Here is a 16,423-nt window from a genome sequence, read left to right on the forward strand (position 1 = left end):
CGAAGCGAGAGAGAGTGCCGGCAGCGAAACACGATTGCCAACAGGCAGGTAGCTACCCGCGCGCCGTACCCACAGAGAAACGTTGCACCACACCCAGCCACCGCCTTTCGCTGAGCAAACTCGACGCTCCGCCCAAGCTGTCCGCCGCTATCCGCTTCGACGCCTGGCTGCGCGACGAGGCCTTGCGCACTGGCGAGTCGTGCATTCCCTCGGCCCGCATCTACCGGGACGGCCTGGGATGCGTGCGCGACAGCAAGGCCCTCAAGGCCGCGCTCGCCCTGCTGGACGAACGCGGCCTTGCGCGGGTGGAGCAGGAGGGCCGACACTGGTTCGTGGCAGTGAACCCGGCGCTGCTCGCTGGCGTGCCCGCTGAGGCATGACCCTGGGTACAGCTCTGTCGCGCGCCCCCGGGGGCCTTGCTGTTCATGCTGTTCTCGGCTCATCCCCCGGCGCTGTCACGCGCGATCAACAGCAGGAACAGCATGAACAGCAAATGGTGCAACCGACCAGTGCACAGGCGTCCGGATGACTGCATGATCCGGTCCGGTCCAGAGCCTTCGCCGTGCGTGCTCCGATGCAAACGCCAGCCATCAACCCTCGACCTTCTCCTGCAGCCACACCTTGATCAGCGACTGGTAGGGCACATCGCGCGCGTTGGCCGCCGCCTTGATGGCATCGAGCAGGTGCTGCGGCAGGCGCAGCGAGATGGTTTTCGTCGACGGCTTCAGGTTGGACAGCACTACACGCTGCGCCTTCGCCCAGTCGAGATGCTGGGTGGAGTCGCGACCTTCGGTCTCCCAGAACGCGCGCTCCTGCGCCTCGGTCCTGAACCTGGGCAGCGGCTTGGCGGGCTTGGTCATGGACGCTCCTTTCCTTTCGGTGCATGTCGCGCGCCGAGATCACCCGGATCAGGGTGCCATCACCGCGCAGCGTGAAGGTGATGTGCAGCGCCCGCCCATCGAGCGTCTTGCCGAGGGCGTGGAAGCGCGCCTCCTGGTCGCGGTGCCACAGGTCTTCCAGCTATACACGCATCTGTGAATCCGCCGTCCGCCGGGTGCTCCCTGCGTTGTGGGAAGTCCATCACACGCAGCCCGATGTTCAGCGGGTACGGTCAGCGGGTACGATCTATCAAGGTTCGTAAAACGACCGTCAGATCAAGACCTTGCAGAGCCACTCACCGTTCAACGTCTGACGTCTGAGGCGGCGCAGACCGATGGTCTGGCGAAGCCCCGGACCCCGGCGTCTCAACGCACCTCGACCAGCAGGTCGATGAACGCATGCACCGGCATCGCATCGATCGCCCGTGGATCGTCGTAAAGCGCGAGCAGTCGCTCGCGCGCCGCCGGGGGCAGCCGGCGCAGCGCATGCTCGAACTTCGCGCGCAGCGCCGGTACGGCTTCGGATCGCCGCTCCGGATGCCCGAGCGGATACTCCCGCTCCACGCGTGCGGTCGACGTACCGTCGCGGAAGAACACCCGCACCGAGTTCGCGCTGGTGCGACGCGCCGGATCGAAGAAGCCTTCGGTGTAGCGCGGCTCTTCGGCCAGCACCATCTTCGCGCGCAAGGCATCGATGCGCGGGTCGGTGGCGAACGCGTCGCCGTAATCCGAGGGGCCGAGCCGTCCGTGCATCAGCCCCAGCGCGACGATGTACTGCACGCAGTGGTCGCGATCGGCCGCGTTTCGCAGCACGCCCGGCTTGTCCATGATGCGGGCGAGCGACCGATGGCAGCGCAACTCGATGCGTTCGACCTCGTCGAGCCTGGATGCGACCTCTGGATGCAGCAGGAACGCGCACTCGCCCGCGGTCTGGCCGTGCATGCCGGCCGGCAGCAGCTTGAACATGCAGCGGCTGATCACCGCCTCGCCCAGAGGTGCGTCGAAACGCAGCGGCGTGCCGTCGAAGCGTGCTGCATGGAAGCCCAGTTCCGGCGCCGACAGGACCCACGGGTAGCCGTCCTCGCCGGCCATCACCATCATGGCGATGCGTACCGCCCCTTCGCTTGCCCGCGCGCAAGCCCAGTTCTTGCGCGAACCGATGTTCGGCGCATGGCGGATCGCCGACAGCGTCGACTCGACGAAGGCATGCGAGACGGCATTGAACACCTGTTCGCGCGTGCCGCCCAGCAGCTTCGTCAGCACCGGGGTGACCGCTGCCTGCACGAGCATCGGCTGGTCCATGCCATGCGCGCGCCAGTCATTGGCCGCGCACAGCGCGCCCTGGATTTCGTACACGCGCACCGCCGCATCGAGAAGGTCGGCCATCGTCAATGGCGCCGCTCCGCTCGAGGCTGCACGTCGCGCCAGGTGGTCGCCGAGCATCAGTACGCCGGCCAGCCCGTCGGACGGATGCATCGTGAGCATGCCGTTACAGGCGTCGTTGTAGTCGAGCCAGCGGATCATTGCGCCGAGGTCGAAGGTGGCCTTGGCCGGGTCGAGCACGAAGGCCGTGCCGGGCAGGCGCGCGCCCTGCGGCACGATCGTGTCCGGCACCAGTGGTCCGAGCAGCCGCACGCATTCCGGATGGTCGAGCGCTTCCAGTGCGCAGGCCAGCGTGTCGAACAGGCACAGGCGGGCCGCGTCGATCGAAGCCCGGTCGCGCATGCGGTAGCCGTGCACGTAGTCGGCGATCTCGCCGAGCAGCGCGTCGGGCACCACCGGCGCTGCCTGCAGGTCGGACGGCTTCGTCATCAGCGCACCTCCATGCCGACCGAAGCGATCAGCTTCGCATTCTTCGCGATCTCTTCTTCGTAGAAGCGGACGAACTCTGCGTGGGTGCTGCCGACCGGATCGAGCCCCTGGGAGATCAGCTTCTTCCCGGTCTCCGGATCGTTCACGATACGCGTGATCTCCTGCTGGGTCTTGAGCACGATTTCCATCGGTGTGCGCCCTGGCATGAACACGCCGTACCAGTTCTCGTAGGCATAGCCCGGCACGCCCGCTTCGGCGATGGTCGGGAGATTCGGCAGTGCCGGCGTGCGCTTCGCGCCCAGTACGGCGAGCGCGCGCAGCTTGCCCCCCTCAAAGTACTGGCGCGTCGACACGACGCTCGCCATCGACAGTGACACCCGTCCACCGATGAGGTCGGTGATGCTCGGTGCGGTGCCCTTGTAGGGTACGTGCGCCATCTTCACGCCCGCCATCTGGCCGAACAGTTCGGCGGCGAGGTGCTGGCCGGTGCCATTGCCCGAGGACGAGTAGAGCAGGTCGCCTGGGCGGGCCTTGGCGAACGCGATGAACTCCTTGACCGTCTTCACCGGCACCGAGGGGTGTACCACCATCACGCCCGGCGAGATGACCGCCAGCGATACCGGGATGATGTCCTTGCGCGGGTCGTAAGACAGCTTCATCAGGCTGGGCGTGATCGCCACACCCGAGGAGTTGGTGAGCATCGTGTAGCCGTCTGGCGTGGCACGGGCGAGGGTCTCGGTAGCCAGCGCGCCACCGGCGCCCGGCCGGTTTTCGACCACGACCGGTTGTCCCCAGCGCTCGGACAGCTTCTGGGCGAGGATGCGGCCGGTGGTATCCACGCCGCCACCGGGGGCGAGCGCGATCAGCATGCGTATCGACTTGGCTGGCCACGGTGCCTGCGCGTGTGCGGTCGCGCCAGCGCCGGAAAGCAGCACGGCAAGCGCTGCCCGCGCGAGACGGCGGTTGCCGATGTCCATCTGGTGTCCTCCTGCGGTTTCACTGCGCCCGGGCTTCCGCGCGACCGGGCTGGCCTAGAATACCTGACCGAACCGCGATCTCGCGCGCTCGCGCAGCCATTCGGCCGCGTCCACGGCGGCGAGCGGGCGGGCAATGCCGAAGCCCTGGCCGAATTCGCACCCCATGTCGCGCAGCGCGTCCAGCGTGGCGCCGTCCTCGATCCCCTCCGCGACGACGCGCAGCCCGAAGTTGCTGGCGAGCGCAAGCGTCGTGCGCACGATATCGAGGTTCTGCCGCGATGCCAGCAGGCCCCGCACGAACTGTTGATCGATCTTGATTTCATCGACCGGCAGTTGGCGCAGCAGCGACAGCGAGGAATAGCCGGTACCGAAATCGTCGATCGACAGTTGCACGCCGATATCCTTGAGCTGTTTCAGCAGCGGCACCACCTCTTCCGGATCATGTACCGGAGCGGTCTCGGTGATCTCGAGGGTGATGTCTCCGGGGCTGACCGACCAGGTCTGCAGGGTCTGTTCGACCAGTTCGCAGAAATCGCGCTCGCGCAGGTCCATTGGGGATACGTTGATAGCCATGGTGACATGCAGGCCGGCGTCCAGGAAGCGCCTATGCTGGCGCAGCGCGGTGTTCAGTATCAGGCGCGTGAGCCGCGGCAGCAGACCGCACTGTTCGGCGAGGGGAATGAATCTGTCTGGCGGCACCGGGCCGGCGCCGGTCTGGTTCCAGCGCGCCAGCGCCTCGACTGCGACTGCCCCGCCGCCCATCAGCGAGATCTGGGGCTGGAACACGAGATACAGTTCGTTGGCGACGAGCGCCGCGCGCAGCGCAGGTTCCAGATCGTGAGGCGTACGCTGCGTGTCGGCCGGCCGGTGGATCTGGTAGCCCGTCGCGGTGGTCGCCGCCAGGCGAGCTGCGGTTCGCGCGTGCCGCACGAGATCGACTGGCCGATCCGATGCCGACACGCTGGTGGCGATGCCGACGGTTGCCCGCAGCTTTCCGTGCAGCAATTCTCCCGGATTCCAGCCGTTGAGCCGGCTCAGTATGCTGGTGGCGCCGAGTTCCGCGTACTCCGGACTGGGCAGGCCTCGCAGCACCACGATCAGCTCGTTCGGGCGGATCACCGCGACCCGATCGTCGTTTCGCAGCAGGCCGCCGAGGACCCGCAAGGCTTCCTGCACTCTCCGGGCGTCTGCCTCCGGCTGGTATTCCAGAGGCAATGCGCCGCTCGCCATCAGGCGGACCGCAAGTACCGCATAGGAGCCAGGCCATACCGCGCTCGCATCGTGCGTGCGCTGGATGTGTTCGTGCAACTGCTCGCCGTCAAGCATGAAGGGGGCGACTGCGAGCGCCGCGGTGCCTGAATCGTTGATCACTGCACCGTGGCCGCAAACAGTTGTTCGGTGTTGATCCCGTGATGGCCGAACGGCAGGCCCTTGACGATGCTGACCACGTCGCCGGCACTATCGCGCGGGAAATACAGCAGGTCGAGCGTGGTTGGCTGCGTCAGCGGCTTTCCGTCGGAGCCCGCGATGACCAGCACCCGGGGCCTGAGGCGTCGAACACGATTGTGGGACAGTACCGCGGCAACCTCCCCGGTGGATAGTTCCACCAGGCTGCCGACCGGGTAGACGCCGATCATCTGGATGAAGTGCTCGACCAGCGGCGCGTGGAAGAGCGTACCCCGACCCTGGAGCAGGAGCCGCAGGCAGGTGTCGATCGGTGCGCGGGGGGCGTAGGGTCGTTCTCCGCTGACGGCGAGGAAGGTGTCGACGATGCCTGCGATACGTCCGTACACGCCGATGGCGTCTCCCGAAAGCCCTTGCGGATAGCCGCTTCCGTCCTCGCGCTCATGGTGGCGCTCGACGGTCTCGCGGACCCGCATGTCGTTGATGCCTGAATCGTCAAGCATGCGCACCGCGATCTCGACATGCGCCCGCGCCTGCTGTCGTTCCGAGAAATCGAGTGGGCCGGGCTTCTTCAGAATGTCGTTCGATACCCGCATCTTGCCGATATCGAGCAGCGCGCCGCCGAGTGCGAGTTTCTCGATCTCCTCGTGCGGCATGCCCAGGTGGGCGCCGAACTGCGCCATGTAGACCGCAGCCTGCAGGCCACGTTTGTGGGCTGCCACGTCGTGCGACTCCAGCCGCGCAAGCCAGACGATCGCGTTCTCGCTGCGCAGCACGCTGTCCACGATCTCGGTGACCCAGGGGCGCAGCAACTCCAGCGCGAGCGACACGTCGCATTCCGCGCGCGCATAATTGAGATGCAGCGCATCCATGCTTTGTTTCAGCACCTGCGCGGCCTTCGGGATCTCCTGCGCGAAGCGGGCGGTCGCGACGACCGACGTCTGCCGCTCCTCCTCGCTGAGGTCGTTCACGGACTGCCGCGACTGCACGACATTGGCGACCGGATCCGGCGGCGCGGTACCGAACAGCTTGCGCAGGGCTCGCTTCAACAGACTGCTGATCGGCGGCCCGCCGCGAGGGGTGTCATCCGAGGTGCCGACCTTGAACCGGGGCTCCTGCGTAGCTGCGAACGTGCGCGCATCCACCCGGTCGGCCGAAGTGGTGCGCTTCTTTGCCGTCAGTTCCGCGAGCGTCGTCGTTAAACGCGTCCATAGGTCCGTCGGGGCCGCTCGGGTGTCGGCGATCATCGGTACATCCTGCCGGGGCTGGGCCGGTTGTTGCGGCGCGGGGGCGGAGGCGGGGGGGCTCGGCCGGGCCAGGACCTCGCGGGTCATCCTCGACCAGAATGCCGGGTCAGCCGCAGGTTCGACATCGGTGGTCATGCGCCGCGCTGCCGGCTGGATGTCCGGCGCCGGAAGATCGTGCACTGACGGTCGGCGGGGACGCAGGTAGGACTGCAGAACTTCGGACACGACGTCGCCGATCCATCGCCAGCCCAGCCGGCGATCATGCAGGCTGCCATCGCGGACCGGGTCGTCCCCGCTTGTCGCCCCGGCGCCGGCGCGATTGATGAGCCTGGCGTTCCGGTCGAGGGCTGCCTGGGCAAGAGTGTCCGAGGACGCGTGTATTCCGCTGGCGCCGGCATTCCGCGTTCCGCCACCGTCATCGGCAGCATCGCCGTCCATGCCGACCGATCGGAATGTGTCGACGATGACGTCGCGACACAGTCGCCTGATGAGTTCCAGTTCGTCCGCAGTGTCGATCCGGAATCCTTCGATCAGGAACGGCGACTGTGACCACGGACAATCGAGTTCGGCCACGAACATGCCGATCGAGAGTTGCTCGACCCGCATTCGTACCTGCCCGTGCCCGATTGCTGAGGCCGCCTGATCTTGCATTGGACTGACACCTGACGATTTGCGCCTGTAACCGGGAATCTGCCAGAACGTGCGTCAGGCAAGCGCGAGGCAGGCCGCGCCGCCTGACTCCCCCATCAGCACCCGGTTATCGACACTTGCGAGCCGATATTTAGCGTATACGTGAGAAAATACCACTTATTGAGAGGTGATATTGAGAGGTGATCGTACTCGCGTGTCATGCAATGGCGGGCGGTTGCCCGGGCATTGTGTGCATTTGTCAGCCGCCGGAACCTGCGTCGATCAGGGTTTTTTCGTGCCAGGACTGCCGAAAAGTCGTTCGAATGACTCATTGTCGCGCCGGCGTCTGTCTGCGCAGGCTGACCAGCATGACGCCGGCGATCACCAGGGCAGCGCCGGCCATCTGCAGCACGCTGATCCGTTCCCCAAGTATCAGTGCAGCCATCGCCAGCGTGGCGATCGGGCCGGAGGTGCTGATCAACGCGACCTGATTCGCACCCAACCGCCGCAGGGCCTCGGCGACCAGCAGGATGGGTAGTACCGTGGATATCGTGCCCATGCCGAATGCATAGGCATACACGACATCCGGCACCACCAGCGATCCGGCGCCGTGGGTGGCGAAGAAGTGGGCGATGCTGAAGCCGCAGGCCACTGACGATGCATAACTCGTGAAGCGCATCGAACCGACCCGCGGCACGATCCGGGCGCTGGCCACCACGTAGCAGGCATAGGTGAATGCGCTGGTGAGCGTGAATGCCACGCCCAGGGCCAGCGATGACGGATCGCCCTCGATGCGCAGGTTGTCCCAGACGCACAGCAGCACGCCGGAATAGGACAGCAACAACGACAGAGCCTGCGCGGTGGTCAGCCGGGTGCGGAACAGCGCCCAGGACAGCAGCACCACGAACGTCGGATAGAGGAACAGGATCAGCCGCTCCAGGCTGGCGGGGATGTACGACAGGCCGATGAAGTCGAGGTAGCTCGACAGGTAGAAGCCGAGCAGCCCGCAGGCGCCCATGCCCCACCAGTCCCGGCGGCCGATCGACTTGAGTCCTGCGGTCCCGCACCACCAGCCCATGGCGAGGAAGAACGGCAGCGCGACCATCATGCGCAGCGCGAACGTGGTGGTTGCATCGACTCCGTGCGCGTAGATCAGCTTGATGAAGATCGCCTTGGCCGAGAAGAACACGGCCGCGCCGAGCGCGCAGGCGAGGCCGATGCTCAGCGAGCGGGCCGCCGCGGCAGTCGGATCTGCGTCGGCCGTCCGGCCGGGCATCAGCGGCGGCGGCCGCCGCCCATCAGCGAGCCGAGTACGCCGCGAACGAGTTGCCTGCCGATCTCCGACCCCACCTGCCGTACGACGCTCTTCATGGCGGTCTCGACCACGCCTTCGCGCGAGCGGCCGCCGGCCCCGCGGCCCCCGAGCAGATCGCCGAGCGAGCCGAGCAGCCCGCCGTCCGCCTGCGCTACCTGCCCGGCCGTGCTGCCCGTCGCCGGTGCGGCGGCATTGCCTTGCTGGAGCTTTTCGTACGCCGATTCGCGGTCCACGGCCTTCTCGTAGTGGCCGGCGACCGGCGAGTCGGCGATCACCTTGCGGCGATCGTCGGGCGTGGCCGGACCCAGTCGGGAGGAGGGCGGCAGGACGAACGCGCGCTCGGTGATCGTCGGGCTGCCTTTGGCGTCGAGGAACGACACCAGCGCCTCGCCGACCCCCAGTTCGGTGATTGCCGACGCGATGTCCAGCTTCGGGTTGGGGCGCATCGTGGTCGCGGCGGTCTTGACCGCCTTCTGGTCGCGCGGCGTGAATGCACGAAGGGCGTGCTGGACGCGGTTGCCCAGCTGGCCGAGCACCGTATCCGGGATGTCGAGCGGGTTCTGGGTGACGAAGTACACGCCGACGCCCTTGGAGCGGATCAGCCGCACCACCTGTTCGATCTTCTGCAGCAGCGCGGGCGGCGCATCGGTGAACAGCAGGTGTGCCTCGTCGAAGAAGAACACCAGCTTCGGCTTGTCCGGATCGCCGACTTCGGGCAGTTCCTCGAACAGCTCGGACAGCAGCCAGAGCAGGAACGTCGCATAGACCTTCGGCGCGTTCATCAGCTTGTCGGCGGCCATGATGCTGATCACCCCGCGCCCCTTCGGGTCGGTCTGCATCAGGTCGCCGATGTCGAGTGCCGGCTCGCCGAAGAACCTGTCGCCACCCTGTTCGCCGATCGACAGCAACCCGCGCTGGATCGCACCGATGCTCGCCGGCGAGATGTTGCCGTACTCGGTCTTGTACTTCGCCGCGTTGTCGCCCACATGCTGCAACATCGCGCGCAGGTCCTTCAGGTCGATCAGCAGCAGCCCGTTGTCATCGGCGATCTTGAAGGTCAGCGCGAGCACGCCTTCCTGGGTGTCGTTCAGGTTCAACATGCGCGCGATCAGCACCGGCCCCATCTCGGACACCGTTGCCCGCACCGGGTGACCCTGCTCGCCAAACACGTCCCAGAACATCACCGGGAAAGATTCGAATGCATGGCTGTCGGCGAGGCCGAGCTGCTCGGCGCGCGCCCGCAGCTTCGGGTTCCATGCACCGGTCTGAGACATGCCCGACAGGTCGCCCTTCACGTCGGCCATGAACACGGGCACGCCGGCGCGGCTGAACTGCTCGGCCAGCCGTTGCAGGGTCACCGTCTTGCCGGTGCCGGTCGCTCCGGCGATCAGGCCGTGGCGGTTGGACAGGGATGGCAGCAGGAACAGATCGGTGTCGCCCTGGACAGTCCTTGCGATCGACATCGGCTCGGCCATGAAACCCTCGGGATGGATGCTGGAGACGCTCCGGAGCGTAGCACAGGGGTACGGGTGCGAATTCCGCCGGGATGCCGTGCCGGAGTAGAATCCGCATCGGATGCGACCGGAGCCGATCGACGGCCCGCGTGCACTGCGCAAACCGAGGAGAACACCGTGGCCGGTCACAGCAAATGGGCCAATATCAAGCACAAGAAGGCGATCGCCGATGCCAAGAAAGGCAAGGCGATGACCCGGTGCATCCGCGAGATCACCGTCGCCGCGCGTTCCGGTGGCGGTGACCCGGACGGAAATCCGCGGCTGCGGCTGGCGATCAGCAAGGCGCGCGAGGTCAACACCCCCAAGGACACCATCGAGAACGCGATCAAGCGCGGCAGCGGTGCGCTGACCGGCGAATCGCTCGACGAGATCCGCTACGAGGGCTACGGGATCGGCGGCGCCGCTGTGATGGTCGATTGCGTGACCAACAACAAGGTGCGCACCGTCGCCGACGTGCGCCATGCGTTCGCAAAGAATGGCGGCAACATGGGCACCGACGGCTCGGTCGCGTTCCAGTTCAAGCACTGTGGCCAGTTCGTGTTCGCACCCGGCGCCAGCGAAGACACGGTGATGGAAGTCGGCCTCGATGCCGGCGCCGAGGACGTCACCACCAACGAGGACGGCAGCGTCGAACTGATCTGCCCGCCGGCGGAGTTCGCCGCGGTGAAGGCCGCCCTCGACGCTGCGGGCCTGAAGGCCGAGTTCGCCGAGGTGACGATGAAGCCTTTGTCCGAGACCGTGCTTGCCGGCGACGAGGGCGCGAAGATGCAGCGCCTGCTCGACGCGCTCGAGGCGCTCGACGACGTGCAGGAGGTCTACACCACGGCGCTGGTGGAGGATTGACCGCCGGGCTGGTCCCGGCCGTCTTCGTCCTGCTCTGGAGCACCGGATTCATCGGCGCGAAGCTGGGCATGCCCCATGCCGAGCCGCTGACCTTCCTCGCCCTGCGCTTCGCGGTCGTCGGCGTGCTGCTGGGCGGCATCTGCGTCCTGGCGCGTGCGCCGTGGCCACGCAGCGCGCACGAGTACGGGCATCTCGCGGTTGCCGGCCTGCTGGTGCAGGCGGGCTACCTCGGCGGCGTGTTCACCGCCATCCACCTCGGGTTGAGCGCCGGGGCGGCCGCGCTGATCGTCGGCCTGCAGCCACTGCTCACCGCCTGCCTCGCCGGCCCCGTGCTCGGCGAGCGGATCGGCCGGCTGCAGTGGCTGGGCTTTGCGCTCGGGCTCGCCGGCGCGGTGCTGGTGCTCGGACCGAAAGCGAACGCCACGGGTGCGACGCCGGCCTCGCTCGGTTTCGCCTGCGTGGCGCTGGCGTCGATCACCGCCGGCACCGTCTACCAGAAGCGCTTCGCGTCTGGCATGGACCTGCGTACCGGGTCGCTGGTGCAGTTCGCCGCTGCCGCGCTGCTGCTGGTGCCGATCGCCTTCGCGACCGAGACGATGGACATCGACTGGACTGGCGAATTCGTGTTCGCGCTCGGCTGGCTGGCCGTGGTGCTGTCGCTCGGTGCGATCACGCTGCTGAACGTGCTGATCCGTCGCGGTGCGGCGTCCAGGGTCGCCAGCCTGTTCTACCTGACCCCCGGCACGACGGCGATCATTGCCTGGGCCGTGTTCGGCGAGACGCTGGCTGGGTCGGGGATCGCCGGGCTGGTCGTCGCCGCGGTCGGCGTCGCGCTGGTGAATGCGGGTGCCCCGGCACCGCCGCGCGCTACACTAACGCGGTGACTTCCCCGATCAGCGCGCGCAGCCAGCCGACCCGGCGCATCCTGGGCATCGATCCCGGGCTGCGGCGCACCGGCTTCGGCATCATCGAGGTGCGCGGCCAGTCGCTGACCTATGTCACCTCCGGTCTGGTGCGCGTGCCGCCGGGCGACCTGCCCGAGCGGCTGAAGGCCATCCTCGACTGCCTCGGGCAGGTGATCGTGAGCCATGCACCGGTGCAGGCGGCCATCGAGAAGGTGTTCGTCAACGTGAATCCGCAGTCGACGCTGCTGCTCGGACAGGCGCGCGGTGCCGCGATCTGCGCGGCCGTCGCGCACGACCTGCCGGTGTCCGAGTACACCGCGCAGCAGGTGAAGCAGGCGGTCGCCGGCAACGGCCAGGCGAACAAGTCGCAGGTCCAGCAGATGGTGCGCCGGCTGCTGTCGCTGCCGGCGGACCCTTCGCCGGACGCGGCCGATGCGCTGGCCTGTGCGATCTGCCATGCCCATGGCGGACAGGGCATGGCGGGGCTTTCCACCGCCGGCTTCCGGATGCGCCGCGGCAGGCTGGTATCGGCCGCCGACCTGCTGAAGGCCGGTGGCGTTATCGCCGGGGCGATCGAATGATCGGGCGGCTGACAGGGATCCTGCGCGAGAAGAACCCGCCGCAGGTACTGCTCGATGTCGGCGGCGTCGGCTACGAGGTCGACGTGCCGATGAGCACGTTCTACTCGCTGCCTCGCATCGGCGACACGGTCACCCTGTGCACGCACCTGGCGATCCGCGAGGATGCCCACCTGCTCTACGGGTTTGCCACCGAACGGGAGCGCCATGCATTCCGCGCGCTGATCCGCATCAGCGGCGTCGGTGCGAAGACCGCGCTTGCCCTGCTCTCGGGCATGGATGTCGACGGGCTGGCGGAGGCCGTCGTGCTGCAGGAGACCGCGCGCCTGACCCGGGTTCCCGGTATCGGCAAGAAGACCGCCGAGCGCCTGTTGCTGGAACTCAAGGGCAAGCTGGGCGACGCGCTGCCCGGGGTGCCGGGGGCAGGGGCGCCGGTCGAACGCAGCGATGCGAACGATGTGCTCAACGCCCTGCTTGCGCTGGGCTACAGCGACAAGGAGGCGATGTTCGCGGTGAAGCAGGTGCCCCCGGGCACCGCAGTCGGCGATGGCATCCGGGTTGCGTTGAAGGTGCTCTCGAAGGGGTGAGGGCAGCGCATGGGCTGCGTGCCACCGTCGCCTTTGGCGACGTCTCGCGCGGATGCGCGCTTTGGCGCGATAATCGTGGCCCCACTCTGACCGAAGCTCCGGATGGCGATCGAGACCGATCGACTGATCAGCGCTGCACCCGCGTCCACGCAGGAAGAGGTCGTCGAACGTGCGCTGCGCCCGAAACTGCTCGACGAGTATGTCGGCCAGGAGAAGATCCGCGGCCAGTTGTCGATCTTCATCGAAGCCGCGCGCTCGCGCAGCGAGCCCCTCGACCATACGCTGTTGTTCGGGCCGCCGGGGCTGGGCAAGACGACGCTCGCGCACATCATCGCGCGCGAGATGGGCGTCGGGCTGCGCCAGACCTCCGGGCCGGTCCTGGAGAGGCCCGGCGACCTGGCCGCGCTGCTGACCAACCTCGAGCCCAACGATGTGCTGTTCATCGACGAGATCCACCGGCTGTCGCCGATCGTCGAAGAGATCCTCTACCCTGCGCTGGAGGACTACCAGATCGACATCATGATCGGCGAGGGCCCGGCCGCGCGCTCGGTGAAGCTCGAACTCAAGCCGTTCACGCTGGTCGGTGCCACCACCCGCGCCGGCATGCTGACCAACCCGCTGCGCGACCGGTTCGGCATCGTCGCGCGGCTGGAGTTCTACACCGCCGAGGAACTGCGGCGGATCGTCACCCGTTCGGCGCAGCTTCTCGAGTGCTCGATCGTCGACGATGGTGCCCTGGAGATCGCGCGCAGGGCACGCGGTACGCCACGCATCGCCAACCGCCTGCTGCGCCGGGTGCGCGACTACGCGCAGGTGCGCGCCGACGGCTCGGTCACGCGCGAGGTCGCCGATGCGGCGCTGCGCATGCTCGACGTGGATGCCAGCGGGCTCGACATCATGGATCGCGCCCTGATGCTGGCGGTGATCGAGAAATTCGAAGGTGGCCCGGTCGGTGTCGACAACCTCGCGGCAGCCATCGGCGAGGAGCGCGACACGATCGAGGACGTGATCGAGCCGTTCCTGATCCAGCAGGGTTACCTGAAACGCACGCCGCGCGGGCGCATCGCCACCCAGACCGCCTATCGCCATTTCGGGCTGCCGCAGCCGCGCCGCTCGTCCACCCCGGATCTGTGGGATGAACCGTCCTGAGGGCTTGCCGGTGGCTGCGCCGGCTCCGATCGCCGACACCCCGCGCCGCTTCCGGCTGCCGGTACGTGTCTACTACCAGGATACCGATGCCGGCGGCGTCGTGTTCCATGCCTCGTACCTGAGCTTCCTCGAGCGGGCGCGTACCGAGCTCCTGCGTTCGATCGGCTTCGATATCGGCCGTCTCGCAGCCGAGGGCGTGCTGTTCGCGCTGCACCGGCTCGAGATGGCGTTCCTCAGGCCGGCGCGGCTCGACGATGCGCTCGTGGTCACGGCCGCGGTCGGCCAACTCGGACGCACGTCCGCTCGCTTCGTGCAGACGGTCGAGCTGGCCGATGGCGCGATCGCGACGCAGGCCACGCTGTCCCTCGTGTGCGTATCGGCGACACGCTTCCGGCCCATGGGCATTCCGGAACCGCTGCGCGTGGCGCTCGAATCATGGACACTCCCCACCGGCGATGGCACCGCAACGAATGACGGAGCGAAATCGACAGGATGAACGTGACCCAGGACATGTCGGTATGGGGGCTGGTCTCGCACGCCAGCCTCTTCGTGCAGCTGGTGATGCTCGGGCTGCTGCTCGCATCGCTGCTTTCATGGTGGTACATCTTCCGCAAGGCATTCGCGCTGCGCCAGGCCAAGGCGGACACCGAAGCGTTCGAGCGCGACTTCTGGAGCGGCGGCGACCTGAACAGCCTGTACCAGGCAGCCGCTGCGGCCAAGCATCGTGCCGGCAGCCTCGAGCGCATCTTCGAAGCCGGTTTCCGCGAATTCAGCAAGGTGAAGCGCCCGCCGGGGGCCGATCGCAGCGCGGCCATCGACGGCACGCGGCGCGCGATGAGCGCGACCTACCAGCGCGAAATGGACGTGCTCGAAGACCATCTCGCGTTCCTCGCCTCGGTCGGGTCTGTCGCGCCGTATATCGGGCTGCTCGGCACGGTCTGGGGCATCATGCATGCGTTCATGGGTCTTTCGACGGTGGCGCAGGCGACGCTGTCGCTGGTTGCCCCGGGCATCGCCGAGGCACTGATCGCCACTGCGATGGGCCTGTTCGCGGCCATCCCGGCGGTGCTCGCATACAACCGCTTCAGCTACGATATCGACCGGCTCGCGGTACGCTTCGAGAGCTTCATGGAAGAGTTCACCAACATCATGCAGCGGCAGGGCTGAGCATGGCCTGCCTCCGGGGTGCAGCGCGATGAGCACTTCGATCCGCAAGCGGCGGCCGCGTCGCATGATGAACCAGATCAACGTCGTGCCCTATCTCGACGTGCTGCTGGTGCTGCTGGTGATCTTCATGGTGACCGCGCCGCTGACCAATCCCGGGCAGATCGAACTGCCTTCCGTCGGGCAGTCGCTGACGGCGCCGGTGCTGCCGATCGAGGTGACGATCAACGCCGACCGCGCGCTCGCGGTGCGCGACCGGGCGCAGGGCGGGCCGGAGCGTGAACTGTCGAAGGCCGAACTGGTGAAGTTCATCCAGGGGCTGCAGTCGAGCGCGCCCGACCGGCCGGTGGTGATCGCGGCGGACAAGGCCGTGCGCTACGAGGCGGTGCTCGAGGTGATGGATCTGCTGCAGCAGAACCAGGTGAAGCGGGTGGGCCTGCTCGCCATGCCGCGCACGCCCTGAGGCCGATGGCGATGACCTGTAGCCGGGCTTGGCGTGAGGCATGGCATATCGCGCGGGTCCGGCGAGCGGGGGTGGCATGGCCCCGCTGATCCGCGCCGGTGTGGCGCATCCGCTGCCGTCCGCTCGCGGAGAGCCGCGGGCAGTGCTCGCGGGCGTGCTGGCGCTGCTCGTGCACCTGGTGGCCGTGGTCGCGCTGACCTACGGGTTCCACATCCAGACCCGGCGCAACGAACCGGTCTCCGCCGAGTTGTGGTCGGCGCTGCCGCCGCCCGTGCCTGCGCCGGCCGAACCCGAGCCGGCTTCGGAGCCGTTGGCGGCGCCGAAGCCGTTGCCCCGACCCGAGCCGAAGCCGGTGCCGAAACCGCCGCCCGAACCGAAGGAAGCGCCGGTCAAGGCCCAGGCCAGGGCCGACATCGAGCTCAAGGCGAAGGAGGCGGCGAAGGCAAAGCAGGCCGAGGACGAACGGCGCAGGCTCGATGAGGCGAAGCAGCGCGAGGCTGAGAAGGCGAAGGCGCAGGCCGACGCAAAGGCAAAGGCACAGGCACAGGCAGACGCCAGGGCGCAGAAAGAGGCGCTTGCCAAGCAGGCAGAGGCTGATCGCATCCGGCGCGAACAGGACGAGCTCACGCGGCGTGCGGCCGAGGCTGCGGCGAGTGCCCAGGCCAAGGTGCTTGCATCGCACATCGACAAGATCCGGGGCAAGGTGCGCCGCTTCATCGTCGAACCGCCCGGCGTGCCTCCGAACGCGACGGCCGAGTTCGACGTGGTGCTGATCCCCGGTGGCGACGTGCTGTCGGTGAAGCTGCGCCGTTCCAGCGGCAATACGCTGTATGACGAGGCCGTGGAGCGCGCGATCATGCGTGCGCAGCCGCTGCCGATTCCGCCCGAGCCCCAGTTGTTTCCGCAGTTCCGTACACTGCTGCTGCAGTTCAGGCCCCAGGAGTGAGCCGTCGTGGA

Annotated in this window: 17 protein-coding genes and 1 pseudogene; 10 read left to right on the forward strand and 8 right to left on the reverse strand. The window is 67.5% G+C overall.

Going from position 1 to position 16,423, the window contains the following annotated elements; genetic code table 11:
* The first annotated feature begins 14 nt into the window (after positions 1-14).
* Positions 15-380, forward strand: a complete 366-nt coding sequence (locus ING98_10900) for a hypothetical protein (protein MCA3102376.1) — start codon at positions 15-17, stop codon at positions 378-380.
* Positions 381-590: 210 nt separating this feature from the next.
* On the opposite strand, the gene ING98_10905 is transcribed toward ING98_10900, so the two are convergent.
* From ING98_10905 to ING98_10940, 8 genes and pseudogenes are all read right to left on the reverse strand, one after another.
* The gene (locus ING98_10905) at positions 591-860 is read right to left on the reverse strand and encodes a BrnA antitoxin family protein (protein ID MCA3102377.1); all 270 of its coding nucleotides are present in this window, start codon (positions 858-860) and stop codon (positions 591-593) included.
* Positions 844-1,020, reverse strand: a pseudogene (locus ING98_10910) (BrnT family toxin). Before ING98_10910 ends, ING98_10905 begins: the two are co-directional and overlap by 17 nt.
* 224 nt (positions 1,021-1,244) lie before the next feature.
* Entirely contained in the window at positions 1,245-2,690 is a 1,446-nt protein-coding gene (gene prpD, locus ING98_10915; protein MCA3102378.1) for a 2-methylcitrate dehydratase, read from the reverse strand.
* Positions 2,690-3,667: a tripartite tricarboxylate transporter substrate binding protein gene (locus ING98_10920; GenBank protein MCA3102379.1), complete on the reverse strand. Its 978-nt coding sequence runs from the start codon at positions 3,665-3,667 to the stop codon at positions 2,690-2,692. Before ING98_10920 ends, prpD begins: the two co-directional genes overlap by 1 nt.
* 54 nt (positions 3,668-3,721) lie before the next feature.
* Positions 3,722-4,897: an EAL domain-containing protein gene (locus ING98_10925; GenBank protein ID MCA3102380.1), complete on the reverse strand. Its 1,176-nt coding sequence runs from the start codon at positions 4,895-4,897 to the stop codon at positions 3,722-3,724.
* Positions 4,898-5,034: 137 nt separating this feature from the next.
* On the reverse strand, positions 5,035-6,924 hold the full coding sequence (locus ING98_10930) for an HD-GYP domain-containing protein (GenBank protein MCA3102381.1): 1,890 nt from the start codon (positions 6,922-6,924) through the stop codon (positions 5,035-5,037).
* A gap of 352 nt (positions 6,925-7,276) precedes the next feature.
* On the reverse strand, positions 7,277-8,224 hold the full coding sequence (locus ING98_10935) for a DMT family transporter (GenBank protein ID MCA3102382.1): 948 nt from the start codon (positions 8,222-8,224) through the stop codon (positions 7,277-7,279).
* The gene (locus tag ING98_10940) at positions 8,224-9,738 is read right to left on the reverse strand and encodes a DUF853 domain-containing protein (GenBank protein MCA3102383.1); all 1,515 of its coding nucleotides are present in this window, start codon (positions 9,736-9,738) and stop codon (positions 8,224-8,226) included. Before ING98_10940 ends, ING98_10935 begins: the two co-directional genes overlap by 1 nt.
* A gap of 156 nt (positions 9,739-9,894) precedes the next feature.
* Between ING98_10940 and ING98_10945 the strand changes: the two genes are divergently transcribed.
* From ING98_10945 to tolA, 9 genes are all read left to right on the forward strand, one after another.
* Positions 9,895-10,620, forward strand: a complete 726-nt coding sequence (locus ING98_10945; protein ID MCA3102384.1) for a YebC/PmpR family DNA-binding transcriptional regulator — start codon at positions 9,895-9,897, stop codon at positions 10,618-10,620.
* A 68-nt stretch (positions 10,621-10,688) separates the two neighbouring features.
* Positions 10,689-11,504 (forward strand): DMT family transporter, encoded by an 816-nt coding sequence (locus ING98_10950; GenBank protein ID MCA3102385.1) that lies wholly within the window; start codon positions 10,689-10,691, stop codon positions 11,502-11,504.
* Positions 11,505-11,512: 8 nt separating this feature from the next.
* A complete protein-coding gene (gene ruvC / locus ING98_10955) occupies positions 11,513-12,106 on the forward strand; it encodes a crossover junction endodeoxyribonuclease RuvC (protein MCA3102386.1) in 594 nt (197 codons plus the stop codon).
* Complete coding sequence (ruvA, locus tag ING98_10960) at positions 12,103-12,690, forward strand: Holliday junction branch migration protein RuvA (protein ID MCA3102387.1); 588 nt, start codon at positions 12,103-12,105, stop codon at positions 12,688-12,690. Before ruvC ends, ruvA begins: the two co-directional genes overlap by 4 nt.
* Before the next feature lie 102 nt (positions 12,691-12,792).
* On the forward strand, positions 12,793-13,839 hold the full coding sequence (gene ruvB / locus ING98_10965; protein ID MCA3102388.1) for a Holliday junction branch migration DNA helicase RuvB: 1,047 nt from the start codon (positions 12,793-12,795) through the stop codon (positions 13,837-13,839).
* Positions 13,840-13,894: 55 nt separating this feature from the next.
* Positions 13,895-14,335, forward strand: coding sequence for a YbgC/FadM family acyl-CoA thioesterase (locus ING98_10970; GenBank protein MCA3102389.1), 441 nt, complete (start codon positions 13,895-13,897; stop codon positions 14,333-14,335).
* A complete protein-coding gene (tolQ, locus tag ING98_10975) occupies positions 14,332-15,006 on the forward strand; it encodes a protein TolQ (protein MCA3102390.1) in 675 nt (224 codons plus the stop codon). The genes ING98_10970 and tolQ overlap by 4 nt, the downstream gene beginning before the upstream one ends.
* A 28-nt stretch (positions 15,007-15,034) precedes the next feature.
* Positions 15,035-15,466 carry a biopolymer transporter ExbD gene (locus ING98_10980; GenBank protein ID MCA3102391.1) on the forward strand — a complete coding sequence of 144 codons (432 nt, stop codon included), beginning with the start codon at positions 15,035-15,037 and terminating at the stop codon, positions 15,464-15,466.
* 76 nt (positions 15,467-15,542) lie between these two features.
* Complete coding sequence (gene tolA, locus ING98_10985; protein ID MCA3102392.1) at positions 15,543-16,412, forward strand: cell envelope integrity protein TolA; 870 nt, start codon at positions 15,543-15,545, stop codon at positions 16,410-16,412.
* Positions 16,413-16,423: the final 11 nt, after the last annotated feature.

Source organism: Rhodocyclaceae bacterium, assembly GCA_020248265.1.
Taxonomy (GTDB): domain Bacteria; phylum Pseudomonadota; class Gammaproteobacteria; order Burkholderiales; family CAIKXV01; genus CAIKXV01.

Excerpts from the sequence above, each read along its gene's own strand:
- ING98_10905 (MCA3102377.1), bottom strand. The coding sequence starts at position 860 with ATGACCAAGCCCGCCAAGCCGCTGCCCAGGTTCAGGACCGAGGCGCAG.
- prpD (MCA3102378.1), bottom strand. The coding sequence starts at position 2,690 with ATGACGAAGCCGTCCGACCTGCAGGCAGCGCCGGTGGTGCCCGACGCG.
- ING98_10920 (MCA3102379.1), bottom strand. The coding sequence starts at position 3,667 with ATGGACATCGGCAACCGCCGTCTCGCGCGGGCAGCGCTTGCCGTGCTG.
- ING98_10925 (MCA3102380.1), bottom strand. The coding sequence starts at position 4,897 with ATGGCGAGCGGCGCATTGCCTCTGGAATACCAGCCGGAGGCAGACGCC.
- ING98_10930 (MCA3102381.1), bottom strand. The coding sequence starts at position 6,924 with ATGCGGGTCGAGCAACTCTCGATCGGCATGTTCGTGGCCGAACTCGAT.
- ING98_10935 (MCA3102382.1), bottom strand. The coding sequence starts at position 8,224 with ATGCCCGGCCGGACGGCCGACGCAGATCCGACTGCCGCGGCGGCCCGC.
- ING98_10940 (MCA3102383.1), bottom strand. The coding sequence starts at position 9,738 with ATGGCCGAGCCGATGTCGATCGCAAGGACTGTCCAGGGCGACACCGAT.
- ING98_10950 (MCA3102385.1), top strand. The coding sequence starts at position 10,689 with ATGCCCCATGCCGAGCCGCTGACCTTCCTCGCCCTGCGCTTCGCGGTC.
- ruvA (MCA3102387.1), top strand. The coding sequence starts at position 12,103 with ATGATCGGGCGGCTGACAGGGATCCTGCGCGAGAAGAACCCGCCGCAG.
- ruvB (MCA3102388.1), top strand. The coding sequence starts at position 12,793 with ATGGCGATCGAGACCGATCGACTGATCAGCGCTGCACCCGCGTCCACG.
- tolQ (MCA3102390.1), top strand. The coding sequence starts at position 14,332 with ATGAACGTGACCCAGGACATGTCGGTATGGGGGCTGGTCTCGCACGCC.
- ING98_10980 (MCA3102391.1), top strand. The coding sequence starts at position 15,035 with ATGAGCACTTCGATCCGCAAGCGGCGGCCGCGTCGCATGATGAACCAG.
- tolA (MCA3102392.1), top strand. The coding sequence starts at position 15,543 with ATGGCCCCGCTGATCCGCGCCGGTGTGGCGCATCCGCTGCCGTCCGCT.